At 71.5% G+C, this 22,321-nt stretch carries 20 protein-coding genes and 2 riboswitches; of the genes, 8 read left to right on the forward strand and 12 right to left on the reverse strand.

All coding sequences use genetic code 11. The features are described 5' to 3' along the window. Nucleotides 1-32: 32 nt before the first annotated feature. Both ACZ7P3_RS39345 and ACZ7P3_RS39350 read right to left on the reverse strand, forming a co-directional pair. A complete protein-coding gene (locus tag ACZ7P3_RS39345; RefSeq protein ID WP_472089249.1) occupies nt 33-827 on the reverse strand; it encodes an enhanced serine sensitivity protein SseB in 795 nt (264 codons plus the stop codon). Nucleotides 828-1,137: 310 nt separating this feature from the next. Further along, the gene (locus ACZ7P3_RS39350) at nt 1,138-1,815 is read right to left on the reverse strand and encodes an AAA family ATPase (RefSeq protein WP_472089250.1); all 678 of its coding nucleotides are present in this window, start codon (nt 1,813-1,815) and stop codon (nt 1,138-1,140) included. Nucleotides 1,816-1,992: 177 nt separating this feature from the next. Beyond that, a riboswitch (glycine riboswitch) is annotated at nt 1,993-2,090 on the forward strand. Next, a riboswitch (glycine riboswitch) is annotated at nt 2,091-2,203 on the forward strand. Nucleotides 2,204-2,246: 43 nt separating this feature from the next. Here ACZ7P3_RS39350 and gcvT point away from each other — a divergent pair. The 5 genes from gcvT to tmpA all read left to right on the forward strand — a co-directional run bounded on the left by gcvT (nt 2,247) and on the right by tmpA (nt 8,420). After that, nucleotides 2,247-3,374 carry a glycine cleavage system aminomethyltransferase GcvT gene (gcvT, locus tag ACZ7P3_RS39355; protein WP_472089252.1) on the forward strand — a complete coding sequence of 376 codons (1,128 nt, stop codon included), beginning with the start codon at nt 2,247-2,249 and terminating at the stop codon, nt 3,372-3,374. 126 nt (nt 3,375-3,500) lie between these two features. Further along, the gene (gene gcvH, locus ACZ7P3_RS39360) at nt 3,501-3,881 is read left to right on the forward strand and encodes a glycine cleavage system protein GcvH (protein ID WP_472089253.1); all 381 of its coding nucleotides are present in this window, start codon (nt 3,501-3,503) and stop codon (nt 3,879-3,881) included. A 14-nt stretch (nt 3,882-3,895) separates the two neighbouring features. Next, a complete protein-coding gene (glyA, locus tag ACZ7P3_RS39365) occupies nt 3,896-5,173 on the forward strand; it encodes a serine hydroxymethyltransferase (RefSeq protein ID WP_472089255.1) in 1,278 nt (425 codons plus the stop codon). Between the two features lie 108 nt (nt 5,174-5,281). Then, the gene (locus ACZ7P3_RS39370) at nt 5,282-6,649 is read left to right on the forward strand and encodes an L-serine ammonia-lyase (protein WP_472089257.1); all 1,368 of its coding nucleotides are present in this window, start codon (nt 5,282-5,284) and stop codon (nt 6,647-6,649) included. 142 nt (nt 6,650-6,791) lie between these two features. Continuing rightward, a complete protein-coding gene (tmpA, locus tag ACZ7P3_RS39375; protein WP_472089259.1) occupies nt 6,792-8,420 on the forward strand; it encodes a 2-trimethylaminoethylphosphonate dioxygenase in 1,629 nt (542 codons plus the stop codon). Nucleotides 8,421-8,560: 140 nt separating this feature from the next. On the opposite strand, the gene ACZ7P3_RS39380 is transcribed toward tmpA, so the two are convergent. Together ACZ7P3_RS39380 and ACZ7P3_RS39385 are read right to left on the reverse strand one after the other, a co-directional pair. Continuing rightward, nucleotides 8,561-10,531: a phosphocholine-specific phospholipase C gene (locus ACZ7P3_RS39380; RefSeq protein WP_472089260.1), complete on the reverse strand. Its 1,971-nt coding sequence runs from the start codon at nt 10,529-10,531 to the stop codon at nt 8,561-8,563. A gap of 29 nt (nt 10,532-10,560) precedes the next feature. After that, on the reverse strand, nt 10,561-12,333 hold the full coding sequence (locus ACZ7P3_RS39385; protein WP_472089261.1) for an endonuclease/exonuclease/phosphatase family protein: 1,773 nt from the start codon (nt 12,331-12,333) through the stop codon (nt 10,561-10,563). A 460-nt stretch (nt 12,334-12,793) separates the two neighbouring features. Here ACZ7P3_RS39385 and ACZ7P3_RS39390 point away from each other — a divergent pair, with 460 nt between their 5' ends. Together ACZ7P3_RS39390 and ACZ7P3_RS39395 are read left to right on the forward strand one after the other, a co-directional pair. Then, nucleotides 12,794-13,825, forward strand: a complete 1,032-nt coding sequence (locus tag ACZ7P3_RS39390) for a phosphatidylinositol-specific phospholipase C domain-containing protein (protein ID WP_472089263.1) — start codon at nt 12,794-12,796, stop codon at nt 13,823-13,825. 92 nt (nt 13,826-13,917) lie between these two features. After that, complete coding sequence (locus ACZ7P3_RS39395) at nt 13,918-14,475, forward strand: GH25 family lysozyme (RefSeq protein ID WP_472089265.1); 558 nt, start codon at nt 13,918-13,920, stop codon at nt 14,473-14,475. Nucleotides 14,476-14,511: 36 nt separating this feature from the next. Here the strand turns inward: ACZ7P3_RS39395 and ACZ7P3_RS39400 are convergent, their stop codons facing one another. The 3 genes from ACZ7P3_RS39400 to ACZ7P3_RS39410 all read right to left on the reverse strand — a co-directional run bounded on the left by ACZ7P3_RS39400 (nt 14,512) and on the right by ACZ7P3_RS39410 (nt 16,171). Next, nucleotides 14,512-15,186 (reverse strand): NADPH-dependent F420 reductase, encoded by a 675-nt coding sequence (locus ACZ7P3_RS39400; RefSeq protein WP_472089314.1) that lies wholly within the window; start codon nt 15,184-15,186, stop codon nt 14,512-14,514. 443 nt (nt 15,187-15,629) lie between these two features. After that, nucleotides 15,630-15,842 (reverse strand): EF-hand domain-containing protein, encoded by a 213-nt coding sequence (locus ACZ7P3_RS39405; protein WP_472089316.1) that lies wholly within the window; start codon nt 15,840-15,842, stop codon nt 15,630-15,632. A 59-nt stretch (nt 15,843-15,901) separates the two neighbouring features. Next, nucleotides 15,902-16,171, reverse strand: a complete 270-nt coding sequence (locus tag ACZ7P3_RS39410) for a hypothetical protein (RefSeq protein ID WP_472089267.1) — start codon at nt 16,169-16,171, stop codon at nt 15,902-15,904. A 118-nt stretch (nt 16,172-16,289) separates the two neighbouring features. Here ACZ7P3_RS39410 and ACZ7P3_RS39415 point away from each other — a divergent pair, with 118 nt between their 5' ends. Continuing rightward, a complete protein-coding gene (locus tag ACZ7P3_RS39415; RefSeq protein ID WP_472089269.1) occupies nt 16,290-16,943 on the forward strand; it encodes a GNAT family N-acetyltransferase in 654 nt (217 codons plus the stop codon). On the opposite strand, the gene ACZ7P3_RS39420 is transcribed toward ACZ7P3_RS39415, so the two are convergent. From ACZ7P3_RS39420 to ACZ7P3_RS39440, 5 genes are all read right to left on the reverse strand, one after another. Further along, complete coding sequence (locus ACZ7P3_RS39420) at nt 16,910-18,097, reverse strand: YncE family protein (RefSeq protein WP_472089270.1); 1,188 nt, start codon at nt 18,095-18,097, stop codon at nt 16,910-16,912. The genes ACZ7P3_RS39415 and ACZ7P3_RS39420 overlap by 34 nt on opposite strands. Continuing rightward, the gene (locus ACZ7P3_RS39425) at nt 18,097-18,912 is read right to left on the reverse strand and encodes a polysaccharide deacetylase family protein (RefSeq protein ID WP_472089272.1); all 816 of its coding nucleotides are present in this window, start codon (nt 18,910-18,912) and stop codon (nt 18,097-18,099) included. The genes ACZ7P3_RS39420 and ACZ7P3_RS39425 overlap by 1 nt, the downstream gene beginning before the upstream one ends. A 288-nt stretch (nt 18,913-19,200) precedes the next feature. Next, nucleotides 19,201-19,809: an ATP-binding protein gene (locus ACZ7P3_RS39430; RefSeq protein ID WP_472089274.1), complete on the reverse strand. Its 609-nt coding sequence runs from the start codon at nt 19,807-19,809 to the stop codon at nt 19,201-19,203. Nucleotides 19,810-19,999: 190 nt separating this feature from the next. Continuing rightward, entirely contained in the window at nt 20,000-20,767 is a 768-nt protein-coding gene (locus ACZ7P3_RS39435; protein WP_472089276.1) for an enoyl-CoA hydratase/isomerase family protein, read from the reverse strand. 146 nt (nt 20,768-20,913) lie between these two features. Beyond that, the gene (locus ACZ7P3_RS39440) at nt 20,914-22,113 is read right to left on the reverse strand and encodes a L,D-transpeptidase (RefSeq protein ID WP_472089277.1); all 1,200 of its coding nucleotides are present in this window, start codon (nt 22,111-22,113) and stop codon (nt 20,914-20,916) included. Between the last annotated feature and the right edge of the window lie 208 nt (nt 22,114-22,321).

A 22,321-nucleotide genomic window follows, 5' to 3' on the forward strand; every position in this document is an offset into this window, starting at 1 on the left:
CCCCTTGAAGGGGGCTGTCCCCGCGTCGGGTTCTAGTGGCCGTGCTCGTAGAAGGGGCGCACGTTCGACCTCAGCCAGTCGGCCACGGGGTCCTGGGCCACGTCGAGCAGAACGAGGTTGACCGGCCACTGGACCGGGATCTTGCCCAGGGCTTTACCCAGCGCCTCCAGGGGAAGGGCCCGCAGGTCGCCCTCCCACTGGGAGAGCTCCACGCCCACGAACATCACCGGGTCGGCCGTTTCTATGACGGCCAGGCAGCGCCGGGCGGTGACCACCACGCCCGTCGCCGCGAACTCCGCGGAGGCGGCGGAGAGGAAATCGACCGGGTCGTCCTGCCAGTCGGGCTCGAAGAGGCGGACCCGGCCGCCCGTGGCGGGGCCGTCCAGCGGGGTGCGGCCCGCGCGGCACAGCTCGGCCACCGCCTCGGGCGGCAGCGGCACACCGACCACACCGCCGGGGTTCACGGCGATGCCCGCCTGCGGGGGCAGACCGCGGGCGAACTCCACCGCCGGGGCGATGGTGTACGACATGTGGGAGCCGGCCACCTGGCGGAGCTGCTCCTCGGAGCTGAAGACCGGGACGTGGACCTGGCCGTCGATGTCCAGGGTGGGCAGGTCCAGCGGGCCGCTGTCCGGGCCGCCGCCGCTGGGCAGCGGGATCCAGACGAAGCTCCGGCCCAGGACCTCGATGATCCGGCCGCCCGCGGCGGGTGTGCCGAGGGAGGCCGAGAGCACCTCCTCCAGTTCATTGCCGGGCCAACCGCCGTGCGGGTGGGGGTGCGTCTGTGCCGGGAAGTCCGCGGGAAAGTCCGCCGCCGAGAAGTCCATCTACCTGCCGCCTGCCGGGAACCGCTGCTGTGATTCAAAGGCTAGCGGGTGCCTGTGACACCGCTCGGCCCGATGACGTCAGTCAGCTGACCTCAGTCCGATGGCTTCTGTCCGATTGCCTCTGTCCGATGGCTTCTGTCCGATTGCCTCTGTCCGATGGCTTCTGTCCGATTACTTCTGTCCGATGCCCCCGCCCGGCCGTCGCACCGGGCCGGTCCGCGCACCGGCCGGGCCCTCGCACCGGGCCGGTCCTCACACCCACCAGGCCCTCATCCACTAGGCCCCCACCGGGCCCCCATCCACTCGGTCCTCACACCGGTCGGCCGGCGAAGCCGATGCGGCTCAGGACGTCCGCCGCGTCCCGGTCCAGCAGCACCGCGGAGCCGCAGCCGGCGGGCGGCTCGCCCCGCTCCACCGCGCCGAGCAGCCGGGCGGCCGTACGCCGGTGGCGGCGGAAGGCGTACCGGGACACGCCCCGGCCGCGCTCGCGCTGGCCTTCCCTGGCCGCTCGGGGCGTCACGTCGAGCAGGAGCAGGTGCAGGGTGCCGCCGCGGCGCCGGGCCTCGCGGGCCAGCCAGGCGCGCACCCAGGCCTGGGTGCCGCAGTCGTGCACGACGACCCCTTCGCCGGTGCGCAGGGCGCGGCGCAGTCCGGCGTAGTGGGCGAGGCGGACCAGCGGGCGGTAGAGGGCGTACGGCAGCAGGCGGGGCAGCCGGGCCGCCCAGCGGTCGCGGGTGTCCTGGGAGTCGATGCGGTGGCCGCGCACCGCACGCTGCATCAGCGTGGACTTGCCGCTGCCGGGCAGGCCGGTGACGACCACCAGGTCACGGGCGCCGAAGAGCAGGGCGTGCGGGCTGTGGCCGGTGCGGTCGCGCAGGTCGCGCACGACGGGAGCCGGGCGCTCGGCGCCGCGTTCGCGAGCCGGTGCGCAGGGCTGCTCGGGCACCGCGATGCCGGTGGTGGCGGCGTAGGCCGTGGTCCTGTTCACCGTGATGGTCCTCCCCTGTGGACTCGGTAATCCTCTGCCCATCCAATGTAAAGAGAAGGTAATGCGCCGTGTCCAGTGACGGGGTGCGCGCAGTGCCACAGGTCGGTTACGGATGCGGCCCTGACGGGTGAGGGTCCGGCGTGCAATGATGTGGCCGCCAACTGCATACCGGCCGCTTGAATCCGCGCGGGAGAGTCCCCAGCAGTCTTCACTGGGGCGCCGAAGGAGCAAGTCCCTCCCTTGAATCTCTCAGGCCCCGTTACCGCGCGGGCGAGGCACATCTGAAAAGCGGGCCGCTGTGTCAGTGGCTCCACCCAAGGTGCAAGCCGTGATCGTTCCTGTGGCGGTCTCGGCGAACCTCTCAGGTTCCGATGACAGATGGGGAGGAACGTTCCTCGCCCGTCATGCCTGCCCTGGGAGACGACCGACCGATGAGCAGTACCGAACCCACTGAGCTGCGCCACACCGCGCTGGACGCGCTGCATCGCTCGCTCGGTGCGACGATGACCGACTTCGCCGGCTGGGACATGCCCCTGCGCTACGGCTCCGAACGCGACGAGCACCTGGCCGTCAGGACCAGGGCCGGTCTCTTCGACCTCTCCCACATGGGCGAGATCACCGTGACCGGACCGCAGGCGGCCGCCCTGCTGAACCACGCCCTGGTCGGCAACATCGCCTCCGTCGGCGTCGGCCGCGCCCGCTACACCATGATCTGCCAGGCCGACGGCGGCATCCTGGACGACCTGATCGTCTACCGGCTGGGCGAGACCGAGTACATGGTCGTGGCCAACGCCTCCAACGCCCAGGTGGTGCTGGACGCGCTGAGCGAGCGCGCCGCCGGCTTCGACGCCGAGGTCCGCGACGACCGTGACGCCTATGCGCTGATCGCGGTCCAGGGCCCCGAGTCCCCCGGCATCCTGAAGTCCCTCACCGACGCCGACCTGGACGGTCTCAAGTACTACGCGGGCCTGCCCGGCACGGTCGCCGGCGTCCCCGCGCTGATCGCGCGCACCGGCTACACCGGCGAGGACGGCTTCGAGCTGTTCGTGAAGCCGGAGCACGCCGTCGAGCTGTGGCAGGCGCTGACCGGGGCCGGCGAGGGCGTCGGCCTGGTGCCGTGCGGTCTGTCCTGCCGGGACACCCTGCGCCTGGAGGCGGGCATGCCGCTGTACGGGCACGAGCTGACCACCTCGCTCACTCCCTTCGACGCCGGGCTCGGCCGGGTGGTGAAGTTCGAGAAGGAGGGCGACTTCGTGGGCCGCGAGGCGCTCACCGAGGCCGCCGCCAGGGCCGAGCAGAACCCGCCGCGGGTACTCGTCGGACTGATCGCCGAGGGCCGCCGGGTGCCGCGCGCCGGGTTCCCCGTCGTCGTGGCGGGCCAGGTCATCGGCGAGGTCACCTCCGGTGCCCCCTCCCCCACCCTGGGCAAGCCGATCGCCATGGCCTACGTCGACGCCGCGCACGCGGCGCCGGGCACCGAGGGCGTCGGCGTGGACATCCGGGGCAGCCACGAGCCGCACGAGGTCGTGGCGCTGCCCTTCTACAAGCGCCAGAAGTAGACACTGGGCGCGGTCCGTACCGAGTACGTGACGCTGCGCACATTTCACCTGCTCACCAGCAGGTCCAGCGGTCTCCCCTTCATCCCCTTTCATCAGCACTCCCGCGCGTACAGGAGAATTCAGGCCATGAGCAACCCCCAGCAGCTGCGCTACAGCAAGGAGCACGAGTGGCTGTCGGCCGCCGACGAGAACGGCGTCGCGACGGTCGGCATCACCGAGTTCGCGGCCAACGCGCTCGGCGATGTGGTCTACGCCCAGCTCCCCGAGGTCGGCGACACGGTGACCGCGGGCGAGACCTGCGGCGAGCTGGAGTCGACCAAGTCGGTCTCCGACCTGTACTCCCCGGTCACCGGTGAGATCGTCGAGGCCAACCAGGACGTCGTCGACGACCCGTCGCTGGTGAACTCCGCCCCCTTCGAGGGCGGCTGGCTGTTCAAGGTTCGCGTCACCGAGGAGCCGGCCGAGCTGCTCTCCGCCGACGAGTACACCGCCCAGAACGCCGGCTGAGGAGTCGTAGCCGTATGACTGTCCTGAACACGCCCCTGCACGAGCTGGACCCGGAGATCGCCGCCGCGGTCGACGCCGAGCTGCACCGCCAGCAGTCCACGCTGGAGATGATCGCCTCCGAGAACTTCGCGCCGCTCGCGGTGATGGAGGCCCAGGGCTCGGTCCTCACCAACAAGTACGCCGAGGGCTACCCTGGCCGCCGCTACTACGGCGGCTGCGAGCACGTCGACGTCGCCGAGCAGATCGCCATCGACCGGATCAAGGAGCTGTTCGGCGCCGAGTACGCCAATGTGCAGCCCCACTCCGGCGCCTCCGCGAACCAGGCCGCGCTGTTCGCGCTGGCCCAGCCCGGGGACACCATCCTCGGCCTGGACCTGGCGCACGGCGGCCACCTGACCCACGGGATGCGGCTGAACTTCTCCGGCAAGCAGTTCAACGTGGTCGCCTACCACGTGGACGACGCCGGCCTGGTCGACATGGCCGAGGTCGAGCGGCTCGCCAAGGAGCACCGCCCGAAGGTGATCATCGCGGGCTGGTCGGCGTACCCGCGGCAGCTGGACTTCGCCGAGTTCCGCCGGATCGCCGACGAGGTCGAGGCGTACCTGTGGGTCGACATGGCGCACTTCGCGGGCCTGGTCGCGGCGGGTCTGCACCCGAACCCGGTGGAGCACGCGCACGTCGTCACCTCCACCACCCACAAGACGCTGGGCGGCCCGCGCGGCGGCATCATCCTCGCGAAGAAGGACTTCGCGAAGAAGCTGAACTCGTCCGTCTTCCCGGGCTTCCAGGGCGGCCCCCTGGAGCACGTGATCGCGGCCAAGGCGGTCTCCTTCAAGGTCGCGGCGAGCGAGGACTTCAAGGAGCGCCAGCGCCGTACGGTGGAGGGCGCGCGGATCCTCGCCGAGCGGCTGACCGCCGCCGACGCCCGCGCGGCCGGCGTGAACGTCCTGTCCGGCGGCACGGACGTGCACCTGATCCTGGTCGACCTGCGCGAGTCCGAGCTGGACGGGCAGCAGGCCGAGGACCGTCTCCACGAGGTCGGCATCACGGTCAACCGCAACGCCGTCCCGAACGACCCGCGCCCCCCGATGGTCACCTCGGGCCTGCGGATCGGCACGCCCGCCCTCGCGACCCGCGGCTTCACCGCCGAGGACTTCGCCGAGGTCGCGGACGTGATCGCCGAGACGCTCACGGCGCCCTCGCCCTTCGGTGAGGCCGAGGCGGAGGCCCTGAAGGCCCGGGTGAAGGCCCTGGCCGACAAGCACCCGCTGTACCCGGGTCTGAACAAGTAAGTCACCTTTTACGGGGCACCGCGCACACTGGAGGAACAGCGCGCGCGGTGCCCCACCCCGGCACCACCCCGCCCCACCCCAGCACCACCCCCGTATTGAGGAGTTCCCGTGGCCATCTCGGTCTTCGACCTGTTCTCGATCGGCATCGGCCCGTCCAGCTCCCACACGGTCGGCCCGATGCGTGCGGCGCGCATGTTCTCCCGCCGGCTGCGCAACGAAGGCCTCCTGGAGAAGGTCGCGTCCGTCCGCTGCGAGCTGTACGGCTCGCTCGGCGCGACCGGTCACGGCCACGGCACCCCGAAGGCGGTGCTGCTCGGCCTGGAGGGCGCCTCGCCGCGCACGGTGAACGTGGAGACGGCCGACGAGCGGGTGGAGGGGATCAGGAGCACGGGCCGGATCTCGCTGCTCGGCGAGCACGAGATCCCCTTCTCCTTCGACGACGACCTGGTCCTGCACCGCCGCAAGGCCCTGCCGTACCACGCCAACGGCATGACGATATGGGCGTACGACACCGCGGGCACGGAACTGCTCTCCAAGACGTACTACTCGGTCGGCGGCGGCTTCGTCGTCGACGAGGACGCGGTCGGCGCCGACCGCATCAAGCTGGACGACACGGTCCTGAAGTACCCCTTCCGCACGGGCGACGAGCTGCTGCGCCTGACGAAGGAGACGGGCCTGTCGATCTCCTCCCTCATGCTGGAGAACGAGCGGGCCTGGCGCACCGAGGAGGAGATCCGGGCGGGCCTGCTGGAGATCTGGCGGGTGATGCAGGCCTGCGTCTCGCGCGGCATGTCCCGCGAGGGCATCCTGCCCGGCGGTCTGAAGGTCCGCCGCCGCGCGGCCGTCTCGGCCCGCCAGCTGCGCGCCGAGGGTGATCCGCTGGCGCACGCGATGGAGTGGATCACGCTCTACGCGATGGCCGTGAACGAGGAGAACGCGGCCGGCGGCCGTGTGGTCACCGCCCCCACGAACGGCGCGGCGGGCATCATCCCGGCGGTCCTGCACTACTACATCAACTTCGTGCCCGGCGCCGACGAGGACGGCATCGTGCGGTTCCTGCTGGCCGCCGGCGCCATCGGCATGCTCTTCAAGGAGAACGCCTCCATCTCCGGCGCCGAGGTCGGCTGCCAGGGCGAGGTCGGCTCCGCCTGCTCCATGGCCGCCGGTGCCCTCGCCGAGGTGCTCGGCGGCTCCCCCGAGCAGGTGGAGAACGCGGCCGAGATCGGCATGGAACACAACCTCGGCCTGACCTGCGACCCCGTCGGCGGCCTGGTCCAGATCCCCTGCATCGAGCGCAACGGCATGGCCGCGGTGAAGGCGGTCACGGCCGCGAAGATGGCGATGCGCGGCGACGGCTCGCACAAGGTGTCCCTGGACAAGGTCATCAAGACGATGAAGGACACCGGCGCGGACATGAGCGTCAAGTACAAGGAGACGGCCCGGGGCGGTCTTGCGGTGAACATCATCGAGTGCTGAGGGCCTCGGGCACGCCGTCCCGTGCGCGCGGCCGGACGGGGCGCGGGGTTCGCCCCGGCGCCTCCCGCGGGTCACCCGCCGGACGTGTCCGCCTGTGACGGTCGGGGAAGTTGTCTGTACAACTTTGCCCCGAGGAGTGAGTGTGTCCGCCCTGCCAAGCTTTCCGGTCGGTGACCTGCCGGCGATATGGCTCCGTGACAACTGCCCGTGTGCCCGGTGCCGCGATCCGCGCTCCGGGCAGAAGCTGTTCCAGATCGGCTCCCTGCCCGCCGGGCTGCGGGCCGACACGGTGAGCGGCACCGGAGCGTCCGACGTCGAGGTGGTCTGGGCTCCCGACGGGCACCGCTCGGTCTACCCGAGGGCCTGGCTCGAGGCCAACCGGCCGGGCGGGCCGGGGCACCGGGACCCGCGCGCCGAGGACGCGAAGGAGCTGTGGACGGCGCGGGACCTCGCCGGTCGGCTGCCGGAGGCGGGCTGGGAGGAGTACCTGGGCGAACCGGTCGTACGGGCGCGGATGCTGGAGTCCGTGCTGCGGCTGGGCTTCATGGTGCTGCGCGGGGTGCCGCGGCGCGAGGGCCAGGTGCTCGCGGTGGCGGAGACCTTCGGCTTCGTCCGCGAGACCAACTACGGGAAGCTCTTCGACGTGCGGGTCGAGCCCGACCCGAACAACCTCGCCTTCACCTCGGCCGCCATCACCCCGCACACCGACAACCCGTACCGCGACCCCGTGCCCACCCTCCAGCTGCTGCACTGCCTGGTCAACGACGCGGACGGCGGCGACTCCGGCCTGGTCGACGGCTTCGGCGCGGCCGCGCTGCTGCGCCGGGAGGACCCGGAGGCGTTCGAGGTCCTCAGCCGTACGCCCGTGCCGTTCGTCTTCCGGGACGCCGGGACCGAACTGCGTGCCGACCGCCCGCTGATCGGCACCGACCCCCTGGGCCGCGTGCGCGAGGTGCGGTTCAACAACCGGTCGATCGGCACCCTGCGGCTGCCCGCCGACGAACTGGAGTCGTTCTACACGGCCTACCGCACCTTCGCGGAGCTGCTGCTCCGTCCGGAGCTGCAGGCGGACCTGCGCCTCACACCGGGCGACTGTCTGGTGTTCGACAACACCCGGCTGCTGCACGCCCGCACCGCGTTCGCCCAGGACGGGGCGCGTCACCTCCAGGGCTGCTACGCCGATCTGGACGGGCTGGCGAGCACGCTGGCGGTGCTGCGGCGCGCGGACACCCTGGCGCCGCTGGCGGAGCTGTTCGCCGGGGCGGGGTCGGCGGAGTACCTGGGCGAGCCCGTGTCCATGGCCCAGCACATGCTGCAGGCCGGAGCCCTCGCCGAGGCGGCCGGCGCCCCGCCGCACCTGGTGGCCGCCGCGCTGCTGCACGATGTCGGGCACGTCGCCGGAGACGTCGTCACCGGGCGGGAGCTGATGGACGGCACGGACAACCGGCACAGCCACAGCGGCGCCGATCTGCTGGGCCGCTGGTTCGGGCCCGAGGTCACCGAGCCGGTGCGGCTGCACGTGGCGGCCAAGCGCTATCTGTGCGCCGTGGAGCCGGAGTACCACGACCGGCTGTCCGAGGCGTCGAAGTACACGCTGGAGGTGCAGGGCGGCGTGCTGAGCCAGGAGCAGGCGGCCGAGTTCGCGGCCCTGCCGGGTGCGGCGGACGCCGTCGCCGTCCGCCGCTGGGACGACGAGGCGAAGGACCCCGACGCCGTCACCCCGCCGTTCGAACACTTCCTCCCGCTGCTCACCACGCTGCTGCGCGGGTAGCCGAGGACGGGAACCCGGCCACCGGGCGGGCCCAGGGGGGCGGGAGCACGGCCGCAGGGCGGGGCCAGGGGGGCGGGAGCACGGCCGCAGGGCGGGGCCGGGCCGGTCGGCGCCGGTGTCCGGTCCCGCCCTGCGGGGTGTCAGCCGGCGTGCACGGTACCCGCGTACCGCTGGGCGAACCGGGTGCCGGTGCCCGCGGTGACCGTGACGTCGTAGCGCCCCTCGTCGGTGGGCCACGTCAGGCGGGTGCGGTCGCCGGCCCCGACCCACACGGTCCGCTCCTTGCCGGCGAAGTCGTTCGGCGTGATCGTGAACGCCACTTCCGTGCCACCGCCGTTGTGCAGCTCCAGCTCCACCGTGGCGTGCTCCGGCCGCCCGGGGGACCGAAGGGCCGCCTTGACCGACGGCACGGCCACGTCGTCCTGGCCCGTGCGGACGACCGTGCCGGAGAAGCGGCGGACGAACCCGTCGGCCCCGTACACGGAGAAGTCGTAGCGGCCGTCGGTGCCGGCGGCGTCCCACACATAGGCGCGGGACGAGCGCGGCGGGACGGTGAACGGCGTGCCCGTGAAGGGCAGGGCGACGTTCGGCAGCACGGTGAAGTGGTAGCCGACGCTGCCGTCGTTGGTGAGGGTGCAGGTGACCTTGCCGGTGCCCCGGTCGACCTTCACATCGGCCCAGGGCCGGTAGGGCAGCGCGCGGTGCGGCCGGCGGCCCTCCTCCTGCGCGGGCATGGACTGCTGGTCCGGCACCTTGACCGCGGGCAGTGAGCTGCCGGCGTCCGCCTTGGCCATCAGGGCGACCGTGTCGGGCAGCGCGGGGATGCTGTAGTCGGGCTTGGTGAAGTCGAAGCAGCTGGTGAGGTCGCCGCAGACGGTGCGCCGCCAGTCGGAGATGTTGGGCTCGCGCACACCGGTGACCCGCTCCAGGAAGCGCAGCACCGACGTGTGGTCGAAGACCTGGGAGTTGACCCAGCCGCCGCGCGACCACGGCGAGACGACCCACAGCGGCACCCGGCTGCCCAGGCCGATGGGCTTGCCGTTCGCGAACTCGTCCTTGGTGCCGGGCTCCGGGGACGGCGGGACGACGTGGTCGAAGTAGCCGTCGTTCTCGTCGTACATGAGCAGGAAGACGGTGTGCTTCCACACGTCGGGGTTGGAGAACAGCGACTGCAGGGCGGTGTCGACCCAGTGGGCGCCGTAGTCGGGGCTCGCGTTCGGGTGCTCGCAGAACAGGTAGGGCGCCACCAGCCAGGAGACCGTGGGCAGGGTGCCGTCCTTGCAGTGCTTGTCGAACGCCGTGAGGTCGAACTTCGTCATGGCGTTGACGTAGCGCGGGTCGTCCTTGGGGAACTCGTGGAACTGCTTGAAGTACGACAGCGCGTTGTCGTCGTAGTCGCCGTAACGGTCGTCGGAGCCGTCGGGGTTGTGGTAGACGCGCCAGGTGATGCCGGCCTGCTCCAGGCGTTCGGCGTACGTCGTCCAGTCGGCGACCGGGTTGCCGGTCACGGGCGTGTTGTCGGTCCACGGGCCGGTGGTGCCGTCGACGCCGGGGCCGGCGGTGCCGGTCCACAGGTAGAGGCGGTTGGGGTCGGTGGGGCCGTTCAGCGAGCAGTGGTAGCCGTCGCAGAGGGTGAAGGCGTCGGCCAGCGCGTACTGGTAGGGGATGTCCTCGCGGGTGAAGTAGCCCATGGTGTGCTCGCCCTTGGCCTGCACCCACTTGTCCATGGCGCCGCCGTTGACGGCCGTGTGGCCGGTGTCCCAGTCGTGCGGGAGGCCGGCCGCGTTCTGCGCGTTGTACTTGGTGGTGTCCATGCGGAAGGGCAGGAGGTGGCCCTCCTTGCGGCCCCGGTCCGGCTGGCGGAACACCGAGTCGCCGTTCGACAGGACCGCGGCCTGCCGGTCGTCGAAGCCCCGGACACCGCTCAGGGTGCCGAAGTAGTGGTCGAAGCTGCGGTTCTCCTGCATCAGGATGACGACGTGCTTGACGTCGTCGACGCTGCCCTGGCGGCTGCCGCGCGCCGCGGCCTCCGCCGTGCCGGGAAGTCCGGCGGCTATGGCGGCTCCGGCCGCGGTGGTGCCGATGAAGGTGCGGCGGCTGATCTCGGTCATGACAGGAAGGTCCTTCGGATCGTTCGCGGTCAGCCGCGGGCGGGCAGCGAGAAGGTGACGACGGCGGCGGCGTGGTCGGAGGGCCAGCCGTTGGCGGCGGTGTCCGGGACCGGCCGGGGCCAGCCGGTGAACAGGCTGTGCGCCTCCAGCACCTTGAGCCGGCCGGCGAACTGGATCTGGTCGATCCGGTCCTGCGGCTCCGCCCCGCCGCCGCTCTCGCGCTGCGGCCTGACGGGGGACCAGGTGGTGCCGGGCGCCTTGACCGGGTCGGGGTGGGCCTCCCGGAAGGCGTCGGCGAGGCCTGCCTTCTCCAGCGCCTCGGTGACGGGCCAGCGGACCCGGCCCGCTCCCCCGTGCGCGGACGCCGTCCGGCTCGTCCAGTCGCGGTGGGACGGCGAGGCCAGTCCGGCCGCCAGCACGACGGGGGTGCGGGAGGCGAGTTCCGGCCGCAGCGCCGCCACCAGCGCCTGCACCTGCCGGTAGCGGGCCGTCCCCTGCTCCGCCGCCTCGGCCTGCGCCGGCGTCCGGCCCGCCGGCAGCGCGTAGGGCCCGTAGTCGGCCTCGTCCAGCTGGGCCGTCCACAGGCGTACCGTGCGGTCGCCGGGCAGCTGCAGGGTGGCTGCCGCGGCAGGGAGCGCCGCGGTCGGGGCGACGACGGCGCCGAGCGGGTAGCGGCTCACGATGCCGAGGCCGCCGGCCTGGTGCACGTGCCAGCCGAGCGCCCCGGCGAGGTTCTCGGCCCCCTTGTCACCGCACTCCTGGAGCGCCACGGCGTCCAGGCCCTGGGTGAGCACCAGCCGCAGCTGCTTCTCCAGGAAGCCGTCGACGTGGGTGCCGGCGTCCCAGAGGTTCAGCGTGGCCACCTTCAGCCGCAGCCGCTCCCGCGAGGTGCGCACCGGCACCTGGACGGTGACGGTGTCGCTGCCGACGGCGCTGTCGGTGACGGCGGCCACCAGCCGGCCGGGTCTGCGGGGCGCGAAGAGCGGGGCCTTGCCGCTGACCGTGCCGTCCGCGGCCACCGCCAGCCAGGAGTCGCCCCCGACGCGCTGGAAGGTCGCGCTGCCCGCGTCGTTGCCCTCGGGCCTGATCCACAGGCCGCCCAGCTTCAGCGAGAAGTCCGTGCCCGCGGTCTGCGCCCCGGTGGTGACGGCGTCCACGACCGCGTGCGGGCGCGGGACCACGGGGCGCACGGCGAAGCTGAACGGGCTTGTCCTGGCGAGGATGCCGTAGCCGTCCTTGGCCAGCAGGTAGGCGGTGTACGGCCCGCCGGTCAGGCCGGAGGTGTCGATGGTGATGTCGCCGGAGGTGCCGGGGGTGTACTGCCAGGCGAGGGAGGAGCCGTGCCCGGGCTGCCGGTCGCCGTCGTAGACACCGATCCAGTTCTTCGCGTCGGGTGTGTCCGTCGTCCAGTGGAAGGAGAGCTTGTCGCCCTCGTGCGGGACGGGGGTGGTGAGCTCGACGGAGTCGCCGACGGGGGTGCCGCCGCCCGCGAAGCTGAACGGCTCGGTCTTGGCGAGGACGCCGTAGCCGTCCTTGGCCAGCAGGTAGACGATGTACGGCCCGCCGCTCAGGCCGGAGGTGTCGAGGGTCGTCTGCCCCGCGGCGCCGGGCACGTACGCCCACACCAGGGAGCTGCTGCCGCTGGCGGGCAGCCGGTCGGCGGGGTAGACGCCGATCCAGTTCTTGGGGTCGGGGGCGTCGGTCGCCCAGGTGAAGGCCAGTTTGTCGCCGCGCTGCGGGGGCGTCGCGGAGCCGATCGTGATGCTGCTCCCGGACGCGGCGGCCTGTGAGAGGGATGACACGGTGTTGGTCCTCTCCGCCCCGGGCACCGCCGTGACGACACCCGGGTGAGCAAAGTTGTCTATATAACTTCGCCCCATAGCAAGCCGTCCCCCGGCGACGCCCTCATGAACGCGAGGTGGCCACAGCCCGGGAAGAAGACGGAAATCTGGAGATTCCCGGTGCGGACGAGAAGGTCGCCCCCTTCCCACACAACGGCATCTGACCTGCATATTTCGAAAAGTGCGCAGCACTCTTGGCACGCACCGGGGCCGTCGGGACGAGCTACCGCCGAGTAGCCGCCCGGACGGCCAGGGCGCCTCATGTTCTTCACGGCCCGACGGCCGAGCTGTGCACAGCAGAGGACCCTGCGCGCACAACAGGGCGGCGCGAGAAGGCTGATGTTGCCCCTGGGGCTACCACCTGGTAACCGCTTCCCCCTACGCTTCCGCCAACTCGGTTACAGCAAAGGGGAATTGAGACATGCGCGTAGGGAGACGGCTGGCGGCGCTCGTGGGCGCCGCAGCTCTGCTGGCGGTGATACCGGCGAACGCCCGGGCGGCGTCGCCCAAGTTCTCCGAGACGACGGCGATCGGCACGCACAACGCGTACGACAAGGCCAAGTACACGTACTTCGCGCAGGCGCTGGACTCCGGCGCCTCGCTGCTGGAGCTGGACGTGTACGTGGACAGCCTGACCCACCACTGGCGGGTCAGCCACAGCAACCCGCTCGGCAACGACAACAACTGCGAGGCCGCGAAGACCCCGGGCGACCTGTACAGCAAGAGCCGCAACCAGGACCTGGGCAGCTGCCTCGACAACATCGCGGCCTGGAACCAGCTGCACCCCGACCACCCCCCGATCGTGTTCAAGGTCGAGATGAAGGTCGGCTTCAACGACAAGGGGGGCATGGGCCCCGACGAGTTCGACACCCTGGTCTCGCAGAAGCTCGGCAGCAGCGTCTACAAGCCGGCCGATCTGCTGGGCGGGACGTACTCCTCCCTGGACGCGGCGGCCAAGGCCGACGCCTGGCCCTCCCGCGACTCCCTCAAGGGCAAGTTCCTCTTCGAACTGATCCCGGGCACGGTGGAGCAGGCCAACCCCTTCGACCACTACTGGACGGACCAGGAGTACGGCGACCACCTGCGCGACCTGTACGCGGCGGGCAGGATCGGCGAGGCGCAGGCCTTCCCGGCCGTGCTCGGCGCGGCGAACGCGGACCCGCGCACCAGCCGTTACGACGCCTTGATCCGGCCCTGGTTCGTGTTCTTCGACGGTGACGCCGCGACGTACGTGAACAGCGGCTACGACACCTCGTTCTACTCCGCGAACCACTACATCCTGATCACGACGGGCGCCGACGGCGTGTCCCCGGCGATCTCCTCGACCGATCCGACGGACGCCGAGGTCGCCGCACGGCTCGCTCTGCTGGCCAAGGACCACGCGAGCATCATCACTTCCGACTGGTCCGCCAAGCCGGCCTCGGTGCTGGGCTCGGTGACGAACCGGGGCTGACATTCCGGGCACGCGAGGGGGTCACCCGTGCCAGGGTGGGGCATATATGAGTCAACTCCTGTCACCCCACTGACACTCCAGGGAGTCCCCCCATGATTCACGGAATTGACGTCAGCGCGTTCCAGTCGACGTCGTACGACACGGGCGGCCTCTCCTTCGTCTTCATCAAGGCGACGGAGGGGCGTTCGTACGTCAACCCGAGGCTCACCGCCCAGACCAAGACCGGCCGCGACGCCGGACTCGTCGTCGGCTTCTACCACTTCCTGTGGCCCGGGCACACGGTCGCCCAGGCCCAGTACTTCGTCCAGCACGCCCCGGAGAAGGCGGGCGACCTGCTCGCCGTCGACTGGGAGACCACCGGCGACGGCACGCACGCCAGCAACACGGAGAAGGACCTGTTCATCCGGACGGTGAAGGAACTGCGCCCGCACAACAAGGTCCTGCTCTACGCGAACCGCGACTACTGGCTCAACGTGGACGTCACCTCCTACGCCGGCGACGGCCTGTGGATCGCCGACTACGTGAGCGCGGGCAAGCCCCGCATCAAGGCCAAGTGGCGCTTCCACCAGTACAGCAGCGACCCGCACGACAAGGACGTGGCCGACTTCGCGGACAAGGCCGCTCTGCGGGAGTGGGCCGCCGGGAGCTGAGGGGCGGGCATCCGCCCGTCAGCCGTGACCGACCGGTCAGCCGCGGAAGTCCGCCGGCCGCTCCGGGGAGGCCTCCGCCAGGGCCTTGCGCACCGCCTCGGCACCTGCCTGCAGGCCGTACACCGGGGTGCCCGGCTGCTGGCGCCAGGAGTCGTCGATGCCGCCCGCGTCGATCGTGTCGAAGCCCAGCTCGTCGATGAGGTCGCGGACGGCCCGCTTGGCGGCCTCGTCGTCACCGGCCACCGGCAGCGCCATGCGCCCGGGGTCGCCGGCCGGGCGGTGACGGTCCAGGATGTCCTGGGCGTAGGTGCCGTTGAAGGCCTTGATCACGGGGTGGCCCAGGTGCCGTTCCGTCCAGCGGCTCTCGGTCAGGCCCTCGTCCTCGATGCCGGCGATACGGCTGTCCCGCTGCGGGTAGTAGTTCCCGGTGTCGATCACGGCGACGCCCTCGGCCGCGCCGTCCAGCACTCCGGAGGGCAGGTCGGGAACCCGCCCGAGCGGGACGGTGACCACGACGACCTGGGCGCCCCGTGCGGCCTCGGCCGCCGGGACCGCGGTCGCGCCGGTCTCCTCGGTCAGCTCCTTGAGGGTCTCGGGACCTCGGGAGTTGGCCACGGACACGTCGTGGCCGAGGGCGGTGAGCCGCCGGGTGAGGTTGCCGCCGATGTTGCCCGCGCCGATGATGCCGATCTTCATGGCAGACCCTTCCAGGATCGATGCATGTGCATGCTTCCGTCACGGGCGACAACCTTGAGGGCAACGGGACTATTCCGTCGGCTACGGCAGACGAGTGAGCCCTTTTCGAGCCCGCACGCCGCGGCCCCGGACGAGGTCTGCGGGGAGAGCGGGCGGGCGGCAGGGCGGGGCACAGGACCGGGCGGGCGGACGCAGGGTGGGGGGCGCGGGCTCGGGGCCGGGCGGGCGGATGCGGGGCCGGGGAGCGGATGCGGGGCCGGGCAGGCGGACGCAGTGCCGGTCCGACGGGCGCGGGGCCGTGCCGGTATGAGGCCGCCCCGGCGTGGGGTCGCCCCGGCGGGCCGGACGGGCTCCCGCCCGATGACGTCGTGCACGTACGTCAGGACCTGATCACGTCGCGGACGTCATGACGAAGGGGGTGCCCCTCCCCACCGGGACGGGCACCCCCTTCGGTCGCGTCACTTGTTCAGGTAGGCCCAGAACTCGTCGAACGACAGGACCTGGTCGCCGTTGAGGTCCCGCTGCTTGATGATGGCCGCGGCGACCGTGTCGGTGACGTTCCAGTCGCCGCCCTGGGCCAGAGCGGACTTGAACTCGGCGGCGGTGATGAAACCGTCACCGTCCGCGTCGATCCGCTGGAACTGCTTGCGTGCTTCCTCGATGTCCGCCACCGATCCGCCCCTTTTGTTCGCGTTCTTCATGCCGTGCCGGCGTACTGTCGCAGGTCAGATTAACGGCCCGGCCAAGCCTTGAGTGCGGCGACCACCCAGCCGAACTCCTCCTGGTACTTCGGGGGCTCCGCCTCTCCCTTGATCACGGCCGCCAACTCCCGGTAGCGGGCCACCTCGTTGCCCAGGTCGATGCGGCGCAGCACGGCCGCCCGGTCGGCGTCCGCCCCGAGCAGCCCGGCCGGCACGGCGTCCGCCTCCGGCGAATCGGGGGCCACCCCCCGCGCCCGGGCGTCGCCGACCGGCTCGACCAGCCGCCGGAAGAAGAGCATCGACGCACCGGCCGGGGTGTCGGGGCCGCGGTCGGCCGCGTTGTACCAGTCCGGTGCCGTCGTCGATCACGTCTGCGAGTCTGGGCCTTCCAGTCGGTGGAGACTCAAGGAGCGCGTTGTGGAGAGCCTGCGGGACATTCTCGACGCGGCGGCGCGCGGGGTCTTCCCGCCGGCGGACGGCCGTACGACGGTGGTGCCGCAGCACGACGGCCGGGACGCCGGAGTGATGTCCTTCACCGCGCACTCCGTCGTCTTCACGGACGAGGACCCGCAGTGGGTGTACGACACCCTCGACGCGGTGGACTGCGATCCGCTCGCCGCGACGATGCACCCCGCCTTCCTGGCCGCCTTCCTGGCCCGGACCGGCCGCGGGTGCGAGACCGTCGACGCGGTCCTGGTCGGCCGGCCGCTGCCCGGCGGGCCGCCGCCCGCGCTGACGGAGATCGTGGACGCCGGCCGTCCGCGGATCGCCTACGCCCGCCGCCGGCGCACGGACGTACGGGCATGGACGGCGGACGGCGGCGTGCTGGTGCTCGGGCGCGGGGTCGCCGGCCGGCTGGAGGTGTCCGTCGAGGTCGACGAGACGGTACGGCACCGGGGGCTGGGCCGGGCGCTGGTGACGGCGGCCCGGCAGCTTGCGGACGAGCCGCTGTGGGCGCAGGTCGCGCCGGGAAACGCCCGCAGTCTGCGGGCGTTCCAGGCGGCCGGGTACCGTCCGGTGGGCTCGGAGCTGCTGCTTCAGCGGAAGATGCCGGTGTGCCCCAGTGAGTAGCGGCCGGGCTGCGGGTAGACGGCGAGGCCGTGCGGGCCGCTGCCCACCTTGATGCGGGCCAGTTGCCTGCCGGTGGCGGTGTCGATGGCGTACACCTCGGAGTTGTAGCGGCCGGACAGCCACAGCACCTTGCCGTCGGACGAGACGCCGCCCATGTCGGGGCTGCCGCCGCCGGGCAGGTGCCACTTCTCGGTGAGCCGGTTCTGGCCGAAGTCGAAGAGGGAGATGGTGCCCTCGCCCCGGTTGGAGATGTACATCACCCGGGAGTCCCGGCTGATGTACAGCCCGTGGGCGCCCTTGCCGGTGGCGAGGAACGCCGGTTCGGAGAAGCTGTCGCCGTTCAGGATCCACAGTCCGTTGGCCATCATGTCGGCGATGTAGAACAGCTTGCCGTCCGGGGAGATCTTGACGTCCTGCGGCATGGCGCCGTGGAACGGCAGTTTCCGCTGCGCGACGACCTGCATCCTCGCCGTGTCGACCTTGAGCAGTTCCCCGCTGAACTCGCAGGAGACGATGAAGTACCGGCCGTCCGGGGAGAAGTCGGCGTGGTTGACGCCGGCACAGCTGACCGGGAGGGACTTGACGACCTTCATGGTGTGCGCGTCCCGGAACACGAGCTGGCGGTCCCTGGAGGCCATGACGACGGCGTACTTGCCGTCGGGGGTGAAGTAGAGGTTGTACGGGTCGTGCACCGGGACCGCCTTGCCGGCCTTGCCGGTCCTCGGGTCGATGGGGGTGAGGCTGTCGCCGAGGTCGTTGTTGACCCACAGCGTCTTCAGGTCCCAGGACGGCACCACGTGCTGGGGCTGGCGGCCGACCGGGATGGTCTCGGTGATCCGGTAGGTCTTCGGGTCGATGACGGTGACGGTGTCGGAGTTGGTGTTGGGGACGTACACCCGGGACGGGAAGTCCTTGACCACGGGGGAGAGCCTGTTCGGGCGGTCGGCGGTGTAGAGGTCGGTCGGGTCCAGCACCGGGGGCATCCCGGGCAACACGTTCACCTGCTGCTTCTTCACCTGCGGCGGGACCGGCGCCTTGCTGCCCAGGGCCTGGTTCTCCTGGTGCTGGGCGCCGCCGCTGCACGCGGACAGCAGTGCCAGGGCGGTGAGGGCGGCTCCGGCGGCCAGCAGCCGGGCGGCATGTGTGGGATGCATCAGCTCAGCAGCTCCGTGGTGGTGACCGCGCGCAGTCCGCGGCGGTCGAGTTCGTGGAGTACGGCGGGGAGGGCGGCGACCGTGTCCGGGTACCCGAAGTGCAGGCTCACCACCGATCCGGCCCGCACCTCGGCGAGAACCTTGCGGGTGACGGCGTCGGCACCGGGACGGGTGTAGTCGAGCGAATCGACGTCGTACGACAGCACGTGCGGGTAGCCCGTGGCCCGGGCCAGCCGGGTGACCAGCGCGGAGGCGGTCGGGGAGCGGGAGGGGCGGAACCAGGTGCCGATCGATCCGGTGAGCCGCTTCAGCCGGTCCGCGCAGTCGGTGATCTCCTTGCGGGCCCCGACCTCGTCCATGGCGTTGATGGAGATGTGCCGCTGGGTGTGGTTGCCGAGGTCGTGGCCGCCGTCGAGGATGCGGCGGGCGAGGCCCGGATGTTCGTCCAGCCAGGTGCCCACGGCGAGCACGGTCAGCCGCGCGCCCTGCTGTTCGGCCGTGCCGAGCAGGGACGTGGCGAGGTCGGGGTCGCCCTGGCCGTGGAAGGTGAGGGCGACCTGGGGGCGGGTGCGCGGGCCGTGGGTGATCTGGGCGGGCTGCCCGGGGTAGGCGCGGGGGGCGGGCGCCGGGTGGGACGTGGCCGCGGGATGGCCGGACGCGCGGGCGGGCGGGTCGGACCCGGGGGTCGCGTGGGTCGCGGAGTCGGACGGCGCGTCCTGGCCGGTGCCGCACCCGGCGGCGAGGGCGCCCCCGGCGACGAGCCCGGCGCCCGCGCGCAGCACCCCGCGTCGGTTGGTCGTGGTCACCCGCACCATTTAAGGGGTGACAGGTAAGAAAACAGCCGATTAGCCCGAATGAGGGACGATTTCGGGTCGTCCCGGCATCATCGGCTCCAGCCCCCGGTCCGGCGGCCGGCATCCAGCGGACGGCCTCCGGCGGAAGGGACCCGGCGGACGGCCTCCGGCGGAAGGGACCCGGCGGACGGATTCCAGCGGAAGGGACCCGGCGGACGGATTCCAGCGGAGGGGATCCAGCGCACGGGATCCGGCGGACGGACTCCAGCAGACAGGCTCTGACGGACGGCTCCAACGGCTGGACGGGCTCTAGCGGTCGGCCACCCGCATCTCGAACCAGCTGGTCTTGCCGCGCGGCAGCAGGTCGACGCCCCAGCGGTCGGAGAGCTTGTCCACCAGGAACAGGCCGCGGCCGCTGACGTCCATCTCCTGAACCGGCATCAGACAGGGCAGCCCGCGCGAGGGATCGCGGACCTCGACCCGGATCCAGCCGCGACGGCGGCGCATCCTGAGACCGAAGACCCGGGCCCCGGTGTGGCGTACGGCGTTGCCGACGAGTTCGGAGACGAGCAGGACCACGTCCTCGGTCATCTTGGGGCTCAGCCCCCAGTGACGCAGGACCACGATCTGGGCCAGCCGGCGCGCGGCGGCCGCGGACTCCGGGCGGGACGGCAGCGGGACCTCCGCCTCCGTCGGGTTGCCGAACAGTTCGAGTGCCTTGAGCGCCCGTTCGTCCTCCACCGCGGGCGACCAGCGCGCCGCGGCCGCACGGCTGTGACCCCGCGGCTGTTCGATGCCCTCCAGCCCCGCCATGCCCCCATGATGGCCGCCCCGAGCCGCCTCCGTGGCCGTTCCGGAGGAATACGCCCCCCGTACGCCCCCGTTCAGCACCGGCCCGTCGGCATATGCGGAAGGCATGCCATGCCTCGGCAGAGCCGGGTCGACCTGCGGCGACGGCTCGCTCCCGAGCAATCGTCAGACTCCCTCGACGGGGCGGGCTTAAGGTTGCCTTAAGGCTCCCATAAACCGCCCCATCGAGGGAACCGGGTCGGACGGTACGTCAATTGACCGTACCGCCGGGGAAGTTCATCGGGTGAGGTTCACGGGTTCACAGGAACTTCGCCTTGCCCGGCCCTTCCTCCACGAAGCTGCGCATGCCCCGCTCACGGTCCTCGGTGGCGAACAGACCGGCGAACCAGTTCCGTTCGACGGCGAGTCCGGTGTCGAGGTCGGTCTCCAGTCCGGTGTCCACCGACTCCTTCGCCGCGCGCAGCGCGAGGGCCGGCCCCTGGGCGAGCTTCGCGGCCCAGGCGTGCGCCTGCTCGTACACCTCGGCGGCCGGGACGACCCGGTCCACCAGGCCGAGGGCGAGGGCCTCGTCGGCCTTCACCTGACGGCCGGTGAAGATCAGGTCCTTGGCCTTGGACGGGCCGATCAGCCGCGACAGGCGCTGGGTGCCGCCGGCGCCGGGGATCAGGCCGAGCAGGATCTCGGGCTGGCCCAGCTTGGCGTTGTCGCCGGCGATGCGGTAGTCCGCGCACAGGGCCAGTTCACAGCCGCCGCCGAGCGCGTACCCGGTGACGGCCGCGACGACGGGCTTGGGGATGCGGGCCACGGCGGTGAAGGAGTCCTGCAGGGCGCGGGCGCGCAGGACCATCGCGGTGTGGTCCATGGCCTGCATCTCCTTGATGTCCGCGCCCGCCGCGAACACCCGCTCGCCGCCGTAGATCACCACGGCGCGCACGTCTTCGCGGCGCGTGGCCTCCTCGGCGAGCTCCTTCAGCCGGTCCTGGGTGGCGACGTCCAGCGCGTTCATCGGCGGGCGGTCCAGGCGCAGGGTACCGACGCCCTCGGCGACTTCGAGATTCACGGTCATGCAGAGCAGGTTAACGGGGACTAACGGCCACTGAGCCGGTGCGGTCGGTCACACCCGGCCGGGGGGCCGGGCAGGCACGGCACGGCCGCTGACGGCAGTGGGCCCGGTGCCGTGGGTCACGGCGCCGGGCCCGGGTCGGTGAGGGCTCACTTCGTCCAGTCGGCCCAGGACATGTTCCAGCCGTTGAGGCCGTTGTCCGGGGCCACCGTCCTGTCGTGGGAGTTCTTGACGACCACCACGTCGCCGCTCATCGAGTGGTTGAAGAACCAGGCCGCCGGCACGTCCTTGTCGTAGCCGCCGCGCACGTCCCGCAGGCCGATGCAGCCGTGGCTGGCGTTGTAGTTGCCGAAGGCGTCGCCGCCCCAGTAGTTGCCGTGGACGAAGGTGCCGGAGTCGGTCAGGCGGATGGCGTGCGGGACGTCCTTGATGTCGTACTCGCCGCCGTAGCCCACGGTCTCGCCGTTCATGCGGGTCACCGTGAGCTTCTCGCGCATGACCATCTGGCCGTTCCAGGTGTCGTAGCCGGGCTTGCCGGTGGTGACCGGGATGGTCTTGATGACCTTGCCGTCCTGGGTGACCTTCATCGTGTGCTTCTTGGCGTCCACGTAGGAGACCTGGTTGCGGCCGATGGTGAACGTCAGCGTCTTGTGCTGCTTGCCGTAGACGCCGGGACGGCCCTCGACGCCGTCCAGGTCGAGGTCGACGGTGACCTTCGTGCCGGACTTCCAGTACTTCTCGGGGCGGAAGTCCAGGCGGTCGTTGCCGAACCAGTGGCCCTCGACGTCGACGGCCGGTTCGGTCTTGATCTTGATGGCCTTCTCGACGGCCTCCGGGGCGGTGATGCCCCGGGTGAAGTGGACCGAGAACGGCATGCCCACACCGACGGTGGAGCCGTCCTCGGGAGTGAAGTCACCGATGAAGGTGTTCTTCGGCGTGAGCGTGGTGAAGCTGGAGTCCTCGGCGGCCTCGCGGCCCTCGGAGTCCTTGGCGACCGCATGCACCGTGTACTTGGTGGCGGCGGCCAGATGGGTCGACGGGGTCCAGGAGGCACCGCCGCCGGTGACGGTGCCGCCGACCTTCGCGCCCTTCTCGTCCTTGACGGTGACCTCGGTCAGCTTGCCCTTGGCCACGTTCACCTTCAGGGCGCCGCTGGTGTCGACGCCCGTGGCACCGGACTTGGGCGAGATGGTCACGGCAGCCGTCGACTGCTTGCCCTGCTGAGTGCCGGAGTCCTTGCCCTTCCCGTCCCCGGAACCGGACCCGGAGTCACCGCCGCCGCACGCGGTGAGGGTCACCAGCAGGGCGCCGGCTATGAGCGCCAGGCCCTTGCGGCCCGCCCCCTTCATGGGGGTCGTGCTTCCCCGTCCCCCCACCGACGCCCCCGATATCGGCCGCACGTTCAACTTGCTCTCCCCTCGCCGGACCAGGTCAGGCCCGCTCCCCACCACATTTGGTGTGCGCATGTTAACCGCAGGGTTTTGAGCGCGGCGTCAGCCGTATGTCACCGTTCCGTCGCAAATTCAACCGCTCGCCGTCGCCCAGAACCCCGCCCCT

The organism is Streptomyces sp. NPDC107581 (genome assembly GCF_055657175.1).

What these genes read in the sequence shown, in the direction of transcription:
- glyA (WP_472089255.1), top strand. Translation starts at nt 3,896, where the DNA reads ATGACTGTCCTGAACACGCCCCTGCACGAGCTGGACCCGGAGATCGCC.
- ACZ7P3_RS39395 (WP_472089265.1), top strand. Translation starts at nt 13,918, where the DNA reads ATGATTCACGGAATTGACGTCAGCGCGTTCCAGTCGACGTCGTACGAC.
- ACZ7P3_RS39420 (WP_472089270.1), bottom strand. Translation starts at nt 18,097, where the DNA reads ATGCATCCCACACATGCCGCCCGGCTGCTGGCCGCCGGAGCCGCCCTC.
- ACZ7P3_RS39440 (WP_472089277.1), bottom strand. Translation starts at nt 22,113, where the DNA reads ATGAAGGGGGCGGGCCGCAAGGGCCTGGCGCTCATAGCCGGCGCCCTG.
- gcvT (WP_472089252.1), top strand. Translation starts at nt 2,247, where the DNA reads ATGAGCAGTACCGAACCCACTGAGCTGCGCCACACCGCGCTGGACGCG.
- ACZ7P3_RS39430 (WP_472089274.1), bottom strand. Translation starts at nt 19,809, where the DNA reads ATGCCTTCCGCATATGCCGACGGGCCGGTGCTGAACGGGGGCGTACGG.
- ACZ7P3_RS39435 (WP_472089276.1), bottom strand. Translation starts at nt 20,767, where the DNA reads ATGACCGTGAATCTCGAAGTCGCCGAGGGCGTCGGTACCCTGCGCCTG.
- ACZ7P3_RS39345 (WP_472089249.1), bottom strand. Translation starts at nt 827, where the DNA reads ATGGACTTCTCGGCGGCGGACTTTCCCGCGGACTTCCCGGCACAGACG.
- ACZ7P3_RS39425 (WP_472089272.1), bottom strand. Translation starts at nt 18,912, where the DNA reads ATGGTGCGGGTGACCACGACCAACCGACGCGGGGTGCTGCGCGCGGGC.
- ACZ7P3_RS39390 (WP_472089263.1), top strand. Translation starts at nt 12,794, where the DNA reads ATGCGCGTAGGGAGACGGCTGGCGGCGCTCGTGGGCGCCGCAGCTCTG.
- gcvH (WP_472089253.1), top strand. Translation starts at nt 3,501, where the DNA reads ATGAGCAACCCCCAGCAGCTGCGCTACAGCAAGGAGCACGAGTGGCTG.
- ACZ7P3_RS39380 (WP_472089260.1), bottom strand. Translation starts at nt 10,531, where the DNA reads ATGACCGAGATCAGCCGCCGCACCTTCATCGGCACCACCGCGGCCGGA.
- ACZ7P3_RS39410 (WP_472089267.1), bottom strand. Translation starts at nt 16,171, where the DNA reads ATGCTCTTCTTCCGGCGGCTGGTCGAGCCGGTCGGCGACGCCCGGGCG.